Origin of the sequence: Mesorhizobium sp. WSM3866 (assembly GCF_002294795.1) — a bacterium.
In the GTDB taxonomy this organism is placed as follows: Bacteria; Pseudomonadota; Alphaproteobacteria; order Rhizobiales; family Rhizobiaceae; genus Mesorhizobium.
Map to the genome: position 1 here is coordinate 232,623 of NZ_NSGC01000010.1, position 14,968 is coordinate 247,590.

General features: G+C 63.1%; 14 protein-coding genes. All 14 read right to left on the bottom strand.

Annotated features, from left to right (window positions below; genetic code table 11):
- Nucleotides 1–138 precede the first annotated feature (138 nt).
- Nucleotides 139–822, bottom strand: a complete 684-nt coding sequence (locus CK222_RS23130) for an ABC transporter ATP-binding protein (RefSeq protein ID WP_176477718.1) — start codon at nt 820–822, stop codon at nt 139–141.
- The gene (locus tag CK222_RS23135) at nt 819–2,102 is read right to left on the bottom strand and encodes a lipoprotein-releasing ABC transporter permease subunit (RefSeq protein ID WP_067001237.1); all 1,284 of its coding nucleotides are present in this window, start codon (nt 2,100–2,102) and stop codon (nt 819–821) included. Before CK222_RS23135 ends, CK222_RS23130 begins: the two co-directional genes overlap by 4 nt.
- A complete protein-coding gene (gene proS / locus CK222_RS23140) occupies nt 2,102–3,427 on the bottom strand; it encodes a proline--tRNA ligase (RefSeq protein ID WP_095802024.1) in 1,326 nt (441 codons plus the stop codon). Before proS ends, CK222_RS23135 begins: the two co-directional genes overlap by 1 nt.
- 575 nt (nt 3,428–4,002) lie before the next feature.
- Nucleotides 4,003–4,287 carry a DUF1467 family protein gene (locus CK222_RS23145; RefSeq protein WP_067001240.1) on the bottom strand — a complete coding sequence of 95 codons (285 nt, stop codon included), beginning with the start codon at nt 4,285–4,287 and terminating at the stop codon, nt 4,003–4,005.
- On the bottom strand, nt 4,284–4,688 hold the full coding sequence (gene mce, locus CK222_RS23150; protein ID WP_095801976.1) for a methylmalonyl-CoA epimerase: 405 nt from the start codon (nt 4,686–4,688) through the stop codon (nt 4,284–4,286). The genes CK222_RS23145 and mce overlap by 4 nt, the downstream gene beginning before the upstream one ends.
- Before the next feature lie 93 nt (nt 4,689–4,781).
- Complete coding sequence (locus CK222_RS23155) at nt 4,782–6,452, bottom strand: ribonuclease J (RefSeq protein ID WP_095801977.1); 1,671 nt, start codon at nt 6,450–6,452, stop codon at nt 4,782–4,784.
- A 49-nt stretch (nt 6,453–6,501) separates the two neighbouring features.
- Nucleotides 6,502–7,323: a biotin--[acetyl-CoA-carboxylase] ligase gene (locus tag CK222_RS23160; RefSeq protein ID WP_067329185.1), complete on the bottom strand. Its 822-nt coding sequence runs from the start codon at nt 7,321–7,323 to the stop codon at nt 6,502–6,504.
- A gap of 4 nt (nt 7,324–7,327) precedes the next feature.
- Entirely contained in the window at nt 7,328–8,764 is a 1,437-nt protein-coding gene (gene nuoN, locus CK222_RS23165) for an NADH-quinone oxidoreductase subunit NuoN (protein WP_095801978.1), read from the bottom strand.
- A 13-nt stretch (nt 8,765–8,777) separates the two neighbouring features.
- Nucleotides 8,778–10,283: an NADH-quinone oxidoreductase subunit M gene (locus tag CK222_RS23170; RefSeq protein ID WP_095801979.1), complete on the bottom strand. Its 1,506-nt coding sequence runs from the start codon at nt 10,281–10,283 to the stop codon at nt 8,778–8,780.
- The gene (gene nuoL / locus CK222_RS23175) at nt 10,283–12,256 is read right to left on the bottom strand and encodes an NADH-quinone oxidoreductase subunit L (protein ID WP_095801980.1); all 1,974 of its coding nucleotides are present in this window, start codon (nt 12,254–12,256) and stop codon (nt 10,283–10,285) included. Before nuoL ends, CK222_RS23170 begins: the two co-directional genes overlap by 1 nt.
- An 11-nt stretch (nt 12,257–12,267) precedes the next feature.
- A complete protein-coding gene (nuoK, locus tag CK222_RS23180; RefSeq protein ID WP_066998791.1) occupies nt 12,268–12,576 on the bottom strand; it encodes an NADH-quinone oxidoreductase subunit NuoK in 309 nt (102 codons plus the stop codon).
- Nucleotide 12,577: 1 nt separating this feature from the next.
- On the bottom strand, nt 12,578–13,198 hold the full coding sequence (locus tag CK222_RS23185) for an NADH-quinone oxidoreductase subunit J (RefSeq protein ID WP_066998787.1): 621 nt from the start codon (nt 13,196–13,198) through the stop codon (nt 12,578–12,580).
- Nucleotides 13,199–13,433: 235 nt separating this feature from the next.
- Nucleotides 13,434–13,925, bottom strand: coding sequence for an NADH-quinone oxidoreductase subunit NuoI (nuoI, locus tag CK222_RS23190; RefSeq protein ID WP_066998784.1), 492 nt, complete (start codon nt 13,923–13,925; stop codon nt 13,434–13,436).
- Nucleotides 13,925–14,968 (bottom strand): NADH-quinone oxidoreductase subunit NuoH, encoded by a 1,044-nt coding sequence (gene nuoH / locus CK222_RS23195; RefSeq protein WP_066998780.1) that lies wholly within the window; start codon nt 14,966–14,968, stop codon nt 13,925–13,927. Before nuoH ends, nuoI begins: the two co-directional genes overlap by 1 nt.

Consider the following 14,968-nt stretch of genomic DNA (forward strand, 5'->3'; position numbering starts at 1 on the left):
AGGCTCTTTTTGAGCGCGCGGAGGGCAAGTCGAGATCGGGCAGAGCCGAGGATAGTAAGTTCCGAGAACCGGAGACGGCGGTACTGTACGCGCAAGAAACTGCGGTCGAGGCCGGCCCCAGCCTAATATCGGCTTGCCTTAAAGCGGCACCACCTTGCCTTCTGCCAGCGTCACCCGCCGGTCCATGCGCGAGGCCAGCTCGTGATTGTGGGTGGCGATCAGCGCCGCCAGCCCCGACTGCCTGACCAGCGCCTCCAGCGCATCGAACACGTAAGAGGCGGTGGCCGGGTCGAGATTGCCGGTAGGTTCGTCGGCCAGCAGCACCAGCGGCGCATTGGCGACCGCGCGCGCGATCGCCACGCGCTGCTGCTCGCCGCCGGATAGCTCGGCCGGCCGGTGCTGCGCCCGCTTGCCGATCTGCATGTAGTCGAGAAGCTGCGCCGCCCGCTCGGATGCCTCCTTGCGGCCGAGCCCCTTGATCAGCTGCGGCATCATGATGTTTTCGAGCGCGGTGAACTCCGGCAGCAGATGATGGAACTGGTAGACGAAGCCGACATCGTTGCGGCGGATAGCGGTGCGCTCGTCATCCGACAGCCGGCCACAGGCGCGGCCGCTGAGGATCACGTCGCCGGCGTCCGGCCGCTCGAGCAGCCCCGCCGTATGCAGCAGCGTCGACTTGCCGGTGCCCGACGGCGCCACCAGCGCCACCATCTCGCCACGCCTGAGCGAGAAGTCGGCGCCGTTCAGAATGGTCAGCTTGCGCGGCCCCTGGACATAGTGCCGCTCGACGCCCTTCAGCTCGATAATGGCTTCGGCCATCACTCGTACCTCAAGGCTTCGACCGGATCGAGCCGGGCTGCGCGCCAAGCCGGAAACACCGTGGCCAGGAAAGACAGGGTGAGCGCCATGATGACGACATAGGTGGTCTCGCGCGGGTCCATCTTCGCAGGCAACTGGCTGAGGAAATAGAGCTCGGGATTGAACAGGATCCTGCCGGTCATCCAGGAGAAGAACTGGCGGATCGATTCGATGTTGAGGCAGATGACGACGCCGAGCAGCACGCCGGCGATAGTGCCGGTGACCCCGATCGCAGCCCCCGTCATCAGGAAAATGCGCAGGATCGCGCCGCGCGACGCGCCCATGGTGCGCAGGATCGCGATGTCGTGGCCCTTGTCCTTCACCAGCATGATGAGGCCGGAGATGATGTTGAGCGCCGCCACCAGCACGATCAGCGTGAGAATCATGAACATGACGTTGCGCTCGACCTGCAGCGCCGAGAAGAAGGTCTCGTTGCGCTGGCGCCAGTCGACGAGGTCGACCGGCCGCTGCGCCGCCTGCTCGACCAACGGCTTCAGCGCATCCACATTGTCCGGATTGTCGACATAGATCTCGATGGTCTGCGCCCGTCCGTCCATGTTGAAATAGAGCTGCGCTTCCGAAAACGGCATGTAGACGATCGAGCTGTCATATTCCGACATGCCGACCTCGAAGATCGCCGCCACCTTGTAGCCCTTCATGCGCGGCGTGGTGCCAAGCGGGGTAACGTCGCCTTCGGGTGAGATCAGCGTGATGGTGTCGCCGAGCACCAGCCCGAGATTCTCGGCCATGCGCTTGCCGATCGCCACGCCATCGCCGGTGTCGAAACCGTCGAGCGTGCCCTGCTTGATGTTGCTGGACACAATCGAGATCTTGTTGAGATCCTCGGCGCGAATGCCGCGCACCAGCGCGCCGGTGCCGCCGCCGACATTGCCTTGCGCCAGCACCTGCCCGTCGATCAGCGGGATAGCGTATTTGACGCCGGCAACGCCGTTGATGCGGCTCGCCACCTGCGCATAGTCCTCCAGCGGCGAATCGAGCGGCTGCACGATCAGATGGCCGTTGACGCCGAGGATGCGGGTGAGCAGCTCGGCGCGAAAACCGTTCATCACTGCCATGACGACGATCAGCGTGGCGACGCCCAGCATGATGCCGAGGAACGAGATCGAGGCGATGACCGAGATCACCGTCTCCTTGCGCCGCGAACGCAGGTAGCGCCACGCCACCATGCGCTCGAAGCCTGAAAAGGCGCCTGCCGGCGATCGAGCTGCAGCCGCCTCGCCCATCAGGCGATACCCAGGCGTTTCTGGGCCTCCGCAATCGGCAGCGTCTCGCGCTCGCCGCTCCGGCGGTGCTTGATCTCGACCTCGCCGCTAGCCACCCCGCGCGGTCCGACGATCACCTGCCAGGGCAGACCGATCAGGTCGGCGGTTGCGAACTTGCCGCCCGGCCGCTGGTCGGTGTCGTCATAAAGCACGTCCTTGCCGGCCGAGGTCAGCGCTGCGTAGAGCTCGTCGCAGACGCGGTCGCATTCGGCATCGCCGACCTTCATGTTGATCAGACCGATATTGAACGGCGCGACCGCTTCCGGCCAAATAATGCCGTTATCATCATGGCTCGCCTCGATGATTGCCGCGACCAGCCGCGACGGGCCGATGCCGTACGAGCCGCCCGAAGCATAATGGTCCTTGCCATCGGGACCGGTGACCTTCGCGTTCATCGGCTTGGAATACTTCTCGCCGAAATGGAAGATATGGCCGACCTCGATGCCGCGCGCCGAGAGCCTCTCGCCTTCGGGCACCTTCTCCCATGCCGCTTCGTCATGCATCTCGTCGGTGGCGGCGTAAGGAGTCGTCCATTTCGTCACGATGCCGCCGATCTCGGCATCGTTGGAGAAGTTCGTATCCGCGCCGGGCACGTCGAGCGACAGATAGGCGCGGTCGCAGAACACCTGGCTCTCGCCGGTCTCGGCCAGGATGATGAATTCGTGGCTGAGGTCGCCGCCGATCGGGCCGGTATCGGCGCGCATCGGAATGGCCTGCAGGCCCATGCGCGTGAACGTCCTCAAGTATGAGACGAACATGCGGTTATAGGCGGCTCTGGCGCCTTCAAAATCGAGATCGAAGGAGTAAGCGTCCTTCATCAGGAACTCGCGCGAGCGCATCACGCCGAAGCGGGGGCGCACCTCGTCGCGGAACTTCCACTGGATGTGATAGAGGTTGAGCGGCAGGTCCTTGTAGGACTTGACGTAGGCGCGGAAGATCTCGGTGACCATTTCCTCATTGGTCGGACCATAGAGCATGTCGCGGTCCTGCCGGTCCTTGATGCGCAGCATCTCCTTGCCGTAGTCATTGTAACGGCCGCTCTCGCGCCACAGATCCGCCGACTGGATGGTCGGCATCAGGATTTCCAGCGCGCCGGCTCGATTCTGCTCCTCGCGGATGATCTGGCAGACCTTGTCCAGCACGCGCTTGCCGAGCGGCAGCCAGGAGAAGCTGCCCTGCCCCTGCTGGCGGATCATGCCGGCGCGCAGCATCAGCCGATGCGAGACGATTTCGGCCTCACGGGGGTTTTCTTTGAGAATGGGCAGGAAGTAGCGCGACAAACGCATGGACTGGTCCGTGAATGAAAAAATGGCGGCGCGGGGAATCGGCGCAACCGAGGCTGCTTGCCCGGGCTTCATAGCCATTTCATGACCGAATGGAAACCCGAGCGCTCCAAAGTGTTGCGGCGTTCTGCGCATGATCAAAAGGCCCGTTTTGGCCACCAAAGTGCCGCATCTGGCCTTTTGATCGATTCACAAGCAAGCGCTGCCCCACTATTGTGCAGTGCAGCACGATATTGCCTATTTGGGGGCAAAATTCTTCGTGACATTTTCACCTGCCTTGGTCTAGTGTGCGCCGATAACCGAGAGGGCGGAGAAAAATCTGCTCTCCTACGCGGTCAAAGTCTTGGGAGGATGCGATCTAGGCGCGGTTACTCGCTGCCGCCGGACACCGGAAACAGATCGGACGCGTTTAAATTGCAAGGCCTCGTGCCTTGCATTTTTTTTGTGCAATCATCTGCTTAGGACCACGACCTGCCAAACAGCATTATGCTGCGTTAGCCCTCAAAATCGGAAGTCGGTTTCCGATTTCAACCAGCACGGGCGCGGGTTGATCAATACTTGCGGAACTGTGCAGGGCGCTAGCGGCCGGCAGTATGAGTAAAGTCCGGCACGATGTGCGGGATGTCGTCGAAGCCGAAGCCGAGCCCCCTTGTCAGGCCGTAGAAAATGCCGATCACGATCGCGGTGACGACCGTCGTGCGGATCGCCGCGCGCAGCATGTGCGGTCCCTTCGGCGCGCTCGAGACCGTGCCGAGCGTCACGTCCTTGTCCTCATCCTGGGTGCGCAGGCTGAAGGGCAGCACCGCAAACAGCACCAGCCACCAGGTGACGAAGAACAGTGCGACAAAGGAAACCCAGTTCATGCCTGCTCCAATTCGACCAGCGTGCCGAAGAAATCCTTGGGATGCAGGAACAGCACCGGCTTGCCATGCGCGCCGATCTTCGGATTGCCGTCGCCGAGCACGCGCGCGCCGCTCGCCTTGAGCTGGTCGCGCGCGACGAGGATATCGTCGACCTCGTAGCAGACATGATGCATGCCGCCCGACGGGTTCTTCGCGAGGAAAGCCGCGATCGGTGAAGCGTCGCCCAGCGGCTCCAGCAGCTCGATCTTGGTGTTGCCGACATCGACGAACACAACCGTGACGCCATGTTCCGGCAGCGCCTGCGGCTCGCTCAGCCGAGCGCCCAGCGTATCGCGATACGCAGCTGTCGCCGCAGCCAGGTTCGGCACGGCAAGCGCGACATGATTTAGGCGTCCGAGCATAAGCGCTCCGAAAGTTAGGGGAGTAGGGGGGTAGGAAAAACTCCGAGCTATTTGCTATTCCCTTCTCCCTTATTCCCGTACTCCCCTACTCCCTTATCTAGTGACAAACACCGTCACCAGCGGCTTCTTGCCCCAGGCTTCGTTGGCGGCGCCGCGGACGGCGCGGCGCACGGCCTCCTGCACAAGGTCGAGGTCTTTTCTGCGCTGGCGGGGGATCGAGTCCACCGCGCCGATTGCCGCATCGAGCATCAGGTCCTCTAGCGTCTCGCCGCTGGCATCGGCCTCGGCGACGCCGATCGCCACCAGATCGGGATCGCCGGCTAGCTCGTATTTCTCGTCGAGCACGACGTTGACCGCGACATGCCCGGCATAGGACAGCTTGCGCCGGTCGCGTATGCCCATCGCCTGGTCGGTTCCGATCAAGTATCCATCCTTGTAGAGGCGGCCGAACGGCACCTGGTCGATGATCGTGGCCGGACCGGGCCAGAGCCTCAGCATATCGCCGTCGCGCACCTGTGCCACCTGGCCGATGCCCGACATCGACATCAGCGAGCCCTGCGCCACCAGATGCGCCGCCTCGCCGTGCACCGGCACGCCGATCTGCGGCCGCACCCATTCATACATCTTGCGCAATTCGCTGCGGCGCGGATGGCCGGAGACATGCACCAGCGCGTCGCCGTCCTCGATGATCTTCATGCCGAGGTCGATCAGCCGGTTCTTGATCTCCAGGATCGCCTTCTCGTTGCCGGGAATGGTGCGCGAGGAAAACACCACCGTGTCGCCGGCCGTCAGCGCCACCGACTTCATCTCGTCGCGCGACAGCTTCGCAAGTGCGGCCAGCGGCTCGCCCTGGCTGCCGGTGCAGATGACCACCAGATTCTCGCGCGGGATATAGCCGTAATCCTCCTCGGCAATGAATTCCGGCAGGCCGTCCATGTAGCCGAGTTCGGTCGCGACATCGATCACGCGCTTCAGCGAGCGGCCGAGCACAAGGCACTGCCGGCCGGCGTCCCGCGCAGCCTTGGCGATCGAAACGATGCGCCCGACATTGGAGGAAAAGGTGGTGACCGCGACGCGGCCCTTGGCGTTTTCGATGACGCCTTTCAGGCCCTCGCCGACCGCCACTTCCGACGGCGACTCCCCTTCCCGCAGCGCATTGGTGGAATCGCAGATCAGCGCCAGCACGCCCTTGTCGCCGTAAGCGCGGAAGCGCGCCTCATCCGTCTTGGGGCCGATCGTCGGCGCCGGATCGATCTTCCAGTCGCCGGTGTGGATTACCGTGCCGGCGGGCGTAGCGATCGCCAGCGACATCGGCTCGGGAATGGAATGCGCAACCGGGATGGCTTCGATCTCGAACGGCCCGATAGTGAACGTCTCGCCGGCCCTGTAGATCATTGCCGGGATTTTTGGCGCGTTCTGCTCGCCCTGCCGTTTGGCCTCCAGCAGGCCGGCGGTGAACGGCGTCATCCAGACCGGCACTTTGAGCTTCGGCCAGATATCGAGCAGCGCGCCGTAATGGTCCTCATGCGCATGGGTTACGACCACGCCGCGCAAGCCGTCGAGGTTCTCCTCGATGAAGCGTGTGTCGGGCAGGATCAGATCGACGCCCGGATGCGCGCTGTCCGGAAATGTGACTCCGACATCGACTACGATCCATTCGCGCGCGTCCGCGGGCCCGTAGCCATAGAGGGCGAAGTTCATGCCGATCTCGCCGACGCCGCCGAGCGGCGCGAAGACGAGTTCGGCGTTCTCAGTATTCGCCATAAATCCTTTCCTTCCTGGCCAGTCAGGCCAAGCCAATCAAATCAAGTCGTCAAAGACGGGCCGACGCGACCGCGCCGAAATGCACGTCGCCGGCCGCGATCGTCAAAACAGTTCCGTCATCGTCGCGGATCACGAAACGGCAGTCCTCGTCAATGGTTTCGAAGACGCCGCGCACCACATTGCCGTCAATTCTGACAGCAACCTCGCCGCCGAGCCCCGCGGCGCGCGCCAACCAGCGTTTCCTGATCGCGCTAAGTCCCCGCCCGTCGTCCCACAATCTGAAATTCTCGCTCCAGGCATCCGAGAGCGCCAGGAACAGCATCTCGGCATCGCAATTGGCACCCAGCGCCTGCAGCGACGTCGCCGGATAAGGCAGATCCTCGGGGTATGCCACGACGTTGACGCCGATGCCGACGGCAACCGCGAAACGGCCGCCTTCGAGCAGGGTCGATTCCAGCAGGATGCCGGCAAGCTTGGCGCCGGTGGCGAGCACGTCGTTCGGCCATTTCAGCTCGAAGCGGTTGCGTCCTTCGCTGGCTCCGTCCAGGCCAACGGCGATCCGGCCTTGCGGGACGACGGCATCGAGCGCGTCGGCCAATGCAAGCCCGGCGACGAAGCCAAGCGTCGCGGCGAGCCGCAGCTCGCCATTCGGAACCAGAAGCAGCGTCGCCGCCAGATTGCCTTCAGGCGTCGCCCAGGCGCGGCCGCGCCGACCGCGTCCGCTTTCCTGCTTCTTCGAGACGACCCAGAGTTTTCCCGGATCGCCCGCGCGCGCGTGCTCCAGCGCCAGCGCGTTGGTCGAGCCGACGCTGTCATGGGCCTCGAGCCGGAACCCCTCCGACGCCGCGGTTGGAGCCAGCCGAAATGCCATCCCGTCAGAAGAAGGTCTTGGCGGCGGCTTCGGCATAGCTGCCGATCGGCCCGCCGATCAGCACATAGAACAGCACGAAGGCGCCGCTGACGCCGAGCACGAGGCGCAATTCGCTGGCCATCGGCACAAAGCCGCCGACAGGCTCGTCGAACCACATGATCTTGATGATGCGCAGGTAATAGTAGGCGCCCACCACCGAAGCCAGCACGCCGATGATCGCCAGGGCATAGAGATGCGCGTTGATGGCGGCGAGGAACACGTACCATTTCCCCCAGAAGCCGGCGAGCGGCGGAATGCCGGCCAGCGAGAACATCAGGATGGTGAGGATGGTGGCCATGATGGGATTGGTCGAGGCGAGGCCCGCCAGATCGCCGATCTGCTCGACATTGCCCTCCTTGCGCCGCATGGCGAGGATGAAGGCGAAGGTGCCGAGCGTCATCACCAGATAGATCAGCATGTAGATCGCCAGGCCGCGCACGCCGGCCTGACTGTTCGCGGCAAGGCCGACCAGCGCGTAGCCCATATGGCCGATCGAGGAATAGGCCATCAGCCGTTTGATGTTGGTCTGGCCGATCGCGGCGAAGGCGCCGAGCGCCATCGAGGCGATCGAGATGAAGACGACGATCTGCTGCCAGTCGGCGGCGATCGGCTTGAAGGCGCCCATGGTGACGCGCACGATCAGCGCCATCGCCGCCATCTTCGGGGCGGCGGCCAGGAAGGCGGTGATCGGCGTCGGCGCGCCCTCATAGACGTCCGGCGTCCACATGTGGAACGGCACCGCCGAGATCTTGAAGGCGAGGCCGGCGAGCACGAAGACCAGGCCGAAGACAAGGCCGAGCTGACGTTCGCCGCTGCCCAGCGCCGTCGCGATCTCGTGAAAGCCGGTGTTGCCGGTATAACCGTAGACCAGCGAGATGCCGTAGAGCAGCATGCCCGACGACAGCGCTCCGAGAACAAAATATTTGAGGCCGGCCTCGGTCGAGCGGACATTGTCACGGTTGATCGCCGCCAGCACATAGATCGCCAGCGACTGCAGCTCGAGCCCGAGATAAAGGCCGATCATGCCGTTGGCCGAGATCATCAGCATCATGCCGAGCGTGCACAGCACGATCAGCACCGGATATTCGAACTTGTCGAAATGCTCCTGCCTGGCAAACCGCATCGACATGACGAGCGTGACGGCCGAGCCGATCAGCGCCAGCATCTTCATGAAGCGGCCGAAGGAGTCCTGGACGAAAGCGCTGCCATAGGCAGACCCCTCGCCGCCGGAGAAAGCCAGCCAGAGGCCGGCGATCACAAGCACCGCGACCGCGAGCCCGGTCACCGTCGTGGTGTTGTTGGAGCGCGAATAGGCACCCACCATCAGAAGCGCCAGCGCGCCGATGGCGAGGATCAGTTCCGGCGTTGAGAGCGAAAGGCTGGAGAGAAGGTCCGGCGTCATGGTATTTCCCCGGTCAGTTCGCCGCCGCGGTCTGCGCGGAATTGATGGAAGCGGTGACGTTGGTGACGAGCGCCTTGACCGACTGCGTGGTGGCATCGAAGACAGGCGCCGGATAGACGCCCAAGAAGATCACCAGCACCACCAGCGGGTAGATGATCGCCTTCTCGCGCGTCGAAAGATCGAGCAGGTTCTTCAGGCTCTCCTTGGTCAGCGCGCCGAAGATCACGCGGCGGTAGAGCCAGAGCGCGTAGGCTGCCGACAGGATCACGCCGGTAGCGGCGAAGAACGCCACCCAGGTGTTCACCCGAAACACGCCGAGCATGGTCAGGAACTCGCCGACGAAGCCGCTGGTGCCCGGCAGGCCGACATTGGCCATGGTGAAGATCATGAACGCGGTCGCGTATTTCGGCATGTTGTTGACCAGCCCGCCATAGGCGTCGATTTCGCGCGTATGCATGCGGTCATAGATGACGCCGACGCACAGGAACAGCGCGCCGGAGACGAGCCCATGGCTGAGCATCTGGAACATCGCGCCCTGCACGCCCTCCTGATTCATCGCGAAGATGCCCATGGTGACGAAGCCCATATGGGCGACCGACGAATAGGCGATGAGCTTCTTCATGTCCTCCTGCATCAGCGCCACCAGCGAGGTGTAGATGATGGCGACGACCGAGAGCGTGAAGATCAGCGGCGCGAACATCTCCGACGCCAGCGGGAACATCGGCAGCGAGAAGCGCAGGAAGCCGTATCCGCCCATCTTCAACAGGATGCCGGCCAGGATGACCGAACCCGCCGTCGGCGCCTCGACATGCGCGTCGGGCAGCCAGGTGTGCACCGGCCACATCGGCATCTTCACCGCGAAGGAGGCGAAGAAGGCGAGCCACAGCCAGGTCTGCATGTTGGCCGGGAAGTTGTGCGTCAGCAGCGTGGTGATGTCGGTCGTGCCGGACTGGAAGAACATCGCCATGATGGCGAGCAGCATCAGCACCGAGCCGGCAAGCGTATAAAGGAAGAACTTGAACGAGGCATAGACGCGCCGCTTGCCGCCCCAGACACCGATGATGATGAACATCGGGATCAGGCCGCCCTCGAAGAAGACGTAGAAGAGCACGATGTCGAGCGCGCAGAACACGCCGATCATCAGCGTCTCGAGGATCAGGAAGGCGATCATGTAGGCCTTGACGCGCTTCTCGATCGCATCCCACGAGGCCAGGATGCAGAGCGGCATCAGGAAGGTGGTCAGGATGACGAACAGCATCGAGATGCCGTCGACGCCCATATGGTAGGAGATGCCCGAATCCAGCCAGGCGTGCTTCTCGACGAATTGGAAGCCGGCCTGCGAATTATCGAAGTCCTTCCAGATGAACAGCGACACCACGAAGGTGAACGCCGTCGTGATGAAGGCGATCGAGCGGATGTTGCGGCGCGCGTTTTCGCTGTCGTCGCTGATCGGCAGAATGAGCAGAACACCAACCAGCGGCAGGAAGGTGACCAGCGAGAGGATTGGCCAGTCGGTCATCAGAGCATCATCCAGGTGACGAGAGCGGCCACGCCGATCAGCATGGCGAAGGCATAGTGGTAGAGGTAGCCGGTCTGCAATTTGACGACGCGGTTGGTGACGTCGACGACGCGCGCCGAGATGCCGTCCGGGCCGAGCCCGTCGATGATGGCGCCGTCACCGGTCTTCCATAGGAACCGGCCGAGGCGCTTCGCCGGCCGCACGAAAAGGAAGTCGTAGAGCTCGTCGAAATACCATTTGTTGAGCAGGAAGCCGTAGAGCAGGCGATGGTTGGCGGCGACGCTCCGGGGCAGTTCCGGCGAGCGGATGTAGAACTTCCACGCGACCGCAAAGCCGATGACCATGGCGATGAACGGAGCCAGTTCCACCCACAACGGCAATTCGTGGATCTCGTGCAGGATGTGGTTGTCCGGCAGCGTGAACAGCGAGGCCTTCCAGAACTCGGCATAGCCCTCGCCGATGAAGGCGCCGTGGAAGATGATGCCGGCAAACAGCGCGCCGGCAGCCAGCACGTAGAGCGGCACCAGCATCACCGGCGGCGATTCATGCACGTGATGCATGACCTCGTGGCTGGCGCGCGGCTCGCCGTGGAAGGTCATGAAGATCAGCCGCCAGGAATAGAAGCTTGTGAAGGCGGCGGCGATCACGAGCAGCACGAAGGCAAAGCCCGCGACCGCGTTGTGGCTGGCAAAGGACGCTTCGATGATGGCGTCCTTGGAGAAGAAGCCGGCGGTGCCGATCACCGTCGCCGGGATCCCGACGCCGGTCAGCGCCAGGGTGCCGATCACCATCATCCAGTAGGTCTTGGGGATGAGCGTCCTCAACCCGCCCATCAGGCGCATGTCCTGCTCGTCGGAGACGGCGTGGATGACCGAGCCCGAGCCGAGGAAGAGCAGCGCCTTGAAGAAGGCATGCGTGAACAGATGGAAGATCGCCGCGCCATAGGCGCCGACGCCGAGCGCCACGAACATATAGCCGAGCTGCGAGCAGGTCGAATAGGCGATGACGCGCTTGATATCGTTCTGGACAAGGCCGACGGTGGCAGCGAAGAAGGCGGTGAAGGCGCCGATGAAGGTGACGACGGTCAGCGCCGAATGCGACAGCTCGAACAGCGGCGAGAGCCTCGCCAGCATGAACACGCCGGCCGTCACCATGGTCGCGGCATGGATCAGCGCCGAGACGGGCGTCGGGCCTTCCATGGCATCGGGCAGCCAGGTGTGCAGCGGCACCTGCGCCGACTTGCCCATGGCGCCCATGAACAGCAGCAGGCAGACCACCGTTAGCGAAGTGTGCTTGTCGAGCGCATGGCCGAGGAAGGTGAGCACCGCGGCGCCCTCCGGCGCGCCTTCGGCCGGAAGGAAGGAGGCTGCGTTGGCAAAGACTGTGCCGAGATTGACCGAGCCGAACAGCACGAAGACGCCGAAGATGCCGAGCGCGAAGCCGAAGTCGCCGACGCGGTTGACGACGAAGGCCTTGATCGCCGCGGCGTTGGCGGAGGGCTTCTTGTACCAGAAGCCGATCAGCAGATAGGAGGCGAGGCCGACGCCTTCCCAGCCGAAGAACATCTGCACCAGATTGTCGGCCGTCACCAGCATCAGCATCGCGAAGGTGAACAGCGACAGATAGGCGAAGAAGCGCGGCCGGTTCGGATCGTGGTGCATGTAGCCGATCGAATAGATATGGACCAGCGCCGACACGGTGTTGACGACGACCAGCATCACCACCGTCAGTGTGTCGATCCTGAGCGCCCAGGCGACGTCGAGCCCGCCCGCCTGGATCCAGCGCAGCACCGGCACGGTGAACACTTCGCCATGGCCGAAGCCGACGGTGAAGAAGGCGATCCACGACAGCACCGCCGCGATCACCAGGAAGCCGGAAGTGATGTATTCGGATGCCTTGGCGCCGAGCGAATTGCCGAACAGACCGACAATCAGGAAGCCGAGCAGCGGAAGGAAGACGATGGCCTGGTACATGGTTGTTCCCGTCAACCCTTCATCTGGTTCACGTCTTCGACCGCTATCGAGCCGCGGTTGCGGAAGAAGACGACAAGAATGGCAAGTCCGATCGCGGCTTCCGCCGCGGCGACCGTCAGCACGAACAGGGCGAATACCTGCCCTACGAGGTCATGCAGCGCCGCCGAGAAGGCGACGAAGTTGATGTTGACCGCGAGCAGGATCAGCTCGATCGACATCAGGATGACGATGATGTTGCGGCGGTTCAAAAAGATGCCGAACACGCCGAGCGTGAACAGGATCGCCGATACGGTCAGATAATGCGCGATGCCGACGACCATCTCAGATACCCTCGCCCGACTTGACCTTGCGGATTTCCATGCCCGTTGCCGGCGTGCGGCCGACCTGCGCGGCGATCGACTGCCGCTTGACGCCTTCCTTGTGGCGCAGCGTCAGCACGATGGCACCGATCATGGCGACCAGAAGCACGAGGCCGGCGATCTGGAAATAATAGAGATAGTCCGTGTAGAGGATGTCGCCGAGCGCCGCCGTGTTGGAGCGCGCGGCGAGGTCCGGCGTTGCCTTGGCCACCGTCGAGGCAAGCTGCGGCGCGAAGCTGTAGCCGCCGAGCACGACGATCAGCTCCGCCGCCAGGATCAGCCCGACCAGCGCGCCGATCGGCGCATATTGCAGCGCGCCCTGCTTCATCTCCGCGAAGTCGACGTCGAGCATCATGACGACGAACAGGAACAGCACCATCACCGCGCCGACATAGACGACGAGCAGGATCATCGCCAGGAACTCGGCGCCGGTCAGCATGAACAGGCCAGCGGCATTGAAGAAGGTGAGGATCAGGAACAGCACCGAATGCACAGGGTTGCGCGACGAAATGACCATGAAAGCCGACGCCACGGCGATAAAGGCGAAGAGGTAGAAAAAGACCGCCTCTAGTCCACTCAGCATGGGGTTCCCTCGGGTTCCTGTCCGAACACTGGCTCAGCGCCCCTGCTCGATGTCGCCGCCGCCTCCGGCTGGCAAAGTTGCGTGTTCCTATCGCATGTTCCGATCGGGTTGAAAGACCCGATCGAAAGAAACATGCGACACTCTTTTCATTCCGGAGGATGATCTGGTCCGAAAGTCTGCAACTTTTCGGGGACCATCCTTTGGACGAGGCCTCGCCCCGTCCATGCGTCAAATGTCAGCGATAGGGCGCGTCCAACGCGATGTTGCGCGCCAGCTCACGCTCCCAGCGATCGCCGTTCGCGAGCAGCTTTTCCTTGTTGTAGTAAAGCTCCTCGCGCGTCTCGGTCGCGAATTCGAAATTCGGCCCCTCGACGATGGCGTCGACCGGGCAGGCTTCCTGGCAGAAGCCGCAATAGATGCACTTCACCATGTCGATATCGTAGCGCACGGTGCGCCGCGTACCGTCGTTGCGGCGCGGGCCGGCTTCGATGGTGATCGCCTGTGCCGGACAGATCGCCTCGCAAAGCTTGCAGGCGATGCAGCGCTCCTCCCCATTGGGGTAGCGGCGCAGCGCGTGCTCGCCGCGGAAGCGCGGGCTGGTCGGTCCCTTCTCGTGCGGATAGTTGATCGTCTCCTTCGGCGCAACGAACTGGCGCATCGACAGGAAGAAGGCGCTGACGAAATCCTTCAGCAACAGGGCCTTTGCGGCTTGGGCAAGAGCGGACATCACGCAAACCCCGTGATCTTGAGGAAGGCCGCGGTGGCGACGACCATGAACAGCGAGATCGGCAGGAAGACCTTCCAGCCTAGCCGCATCAGCTGATCATAGCGGTAGCGCGGCACAAACGCCTTCACCATCGAGAACATGAAGAACACCAGGCAGACCTTGAGCACGAACCAGATCAGGCCGGGCACCCAGGTGAAGGGCGCGAAGTCGAACGGTGGCAGCCAGCCGCCGAGGAACAGGATGGTGGCCAGCGCGCACATCAGGACGACGGCGACGTACTCGCCCAGGAAGAAGAGCAGGAACGGCGTCGACGAATATTCGACCATGTGTCCGGCGACGAGTTCCGATTCCGCTTCCACCAAATCGAAGGGCGGACGGTTCGTCTCGGCCAGCGCCGAGATGAAGAACACGATGAACATCGGGAACAGCGACAGCCAGTGCCAGTCGAGGAAGGTGTTGGGCAGGCCGAGCTTGGTGCCGAGGCCATCCTGCTGCGAGAGCACGATGTCGGAGAGGTTGAGCGAGCCGACGCAAAGCAGCACGGTGACGATGACGAAGCCGATCGACACCTCGTAGGACACCATCTGCGCGGCTGAGCGCAGCGCGCCGAGGAACGGATATTTCGAGTTCGACGCCCAGCCGCCCATGATCACGCCGTAGACCTCGAGCGAGGAGATGGCGAAAACATAAAGGATGCCGACATTGATGTTAGCGATAGCCCAGCCTTGATTGACCGGAATGACCGCCCAGGCCGAGATCGCGAGCACGGCTGAGACCAGTGGCGCCAGCAGGAAGACGCCCTTGTTGGCGCCCGACGGGATCACCGGCTCCTTGAAGACGAATTTCAAAAGGTCGGCGAAGGCCTGCAGCGTGCCCCAGGGACCGACCACGTTCGGGCCGCGGCGCAGCTGCACCGCAGCCCAGATCTTGCGGTCGGCATAAAGCACGTAAGCCACAAAGATCAAAAGAACGACGATCAGCACGACCGACTTCAACAGGATCAGCAGCGCCGGCAGCACGTAGAAGGAAAAGAAGGTGTCCAT

Bases quoted from the DNA above. Each gene is read 5' to 3' on its own strand.
- mce (WP_095801976.1), bottom strand. From the start codon at position 4,688: ATGCTCGGACGCCTAAATCATGTCGCGCTTGCCGTGCCGAACCTGGCT.
- CK222_RS23170 (WP_095801979.1), bottom strand. From the start codon at position 10,283: ATGACCGACTGGCCAATCCTCTCGCTGGTCACCTTCCTGCCGCTGGTT.
- CK222_RS23135 (WP_067001237.1), bottom strand. From the start codon at position 2,102: ATGGGCGAGGCGGCTGCAGCTCGATCGCCGGCAGGCGCCTTTTCAGGC.
- CK222_RS23160 (WP_067329185.1), bottom strand. From the start codon at position 7,323: ATGGCATTTCGGCTGGCTCCAACCGCGGCGTCGGAGGGGTTCCGGCTC.
- CK222_RS23145 (WP_067001240.1), bottom strand. From the start codon at position 4,287: ATGAACTGGGTTTCCTTTGTCGCACTGTTCTTCGTCACCTGGTGGCTG.
- nuoK (WP_066998791.1), bottom strand. From the start codon at position 12,576: ATGGTCGTCGGCATCGCGCATTATCTGACCGTATCGGCGATCCTGTTC.
- CK222_RS23185 (WP_066998787.1), bottom strand. From the start codon at position 13,198: ATGCTGAGTGGACTAGAGGCGGTCTTTTTCTACCTCTTCGCCTTTATC.
- nuoL (WP_095801980.1), bottom strand. From the start codon at position 12,256: ATGTACCAGGCCATCGTCTTCCTTCCGCTGCTCGGCTTCCTGATTGTC.
- nuoN (WP_095801978.1), bottom strand. From the start codon at position 8,764: ATGACGCCGGACCTTCTCTCCAGCCTTTCGCTCTCAACGCCGGAACTG.
- CK222_RS23155 (WP_095801977.1), bottom strand. From the start codon at position 6,452: ATGGCGAATACTGAGAACGCCGAACTCGTCTTCGCGCCGCTCGGCGGC.
- nuoI (WP_066998784.1), bottom strand. From the start codon at position 13,925: ATGTCCGCTCTTGCCCAAGCCGCAAAGGCCCTGTTGCTGAAGGATTTC.
- proS (WP_095802024.1), bottom strand. From the start codon at position 3,427: ATGCGTTTGTCGCGCTACTTCCTGCCCATTCTCAAAGAAAACCCCCGT.
- nuoH (WP_066998780.1), bottom strand. From the start codon at position 14,968: ATGGACACCTTCTTTTCCTTCTACGTGCTGCCGGCGCTGCTGATCCTG.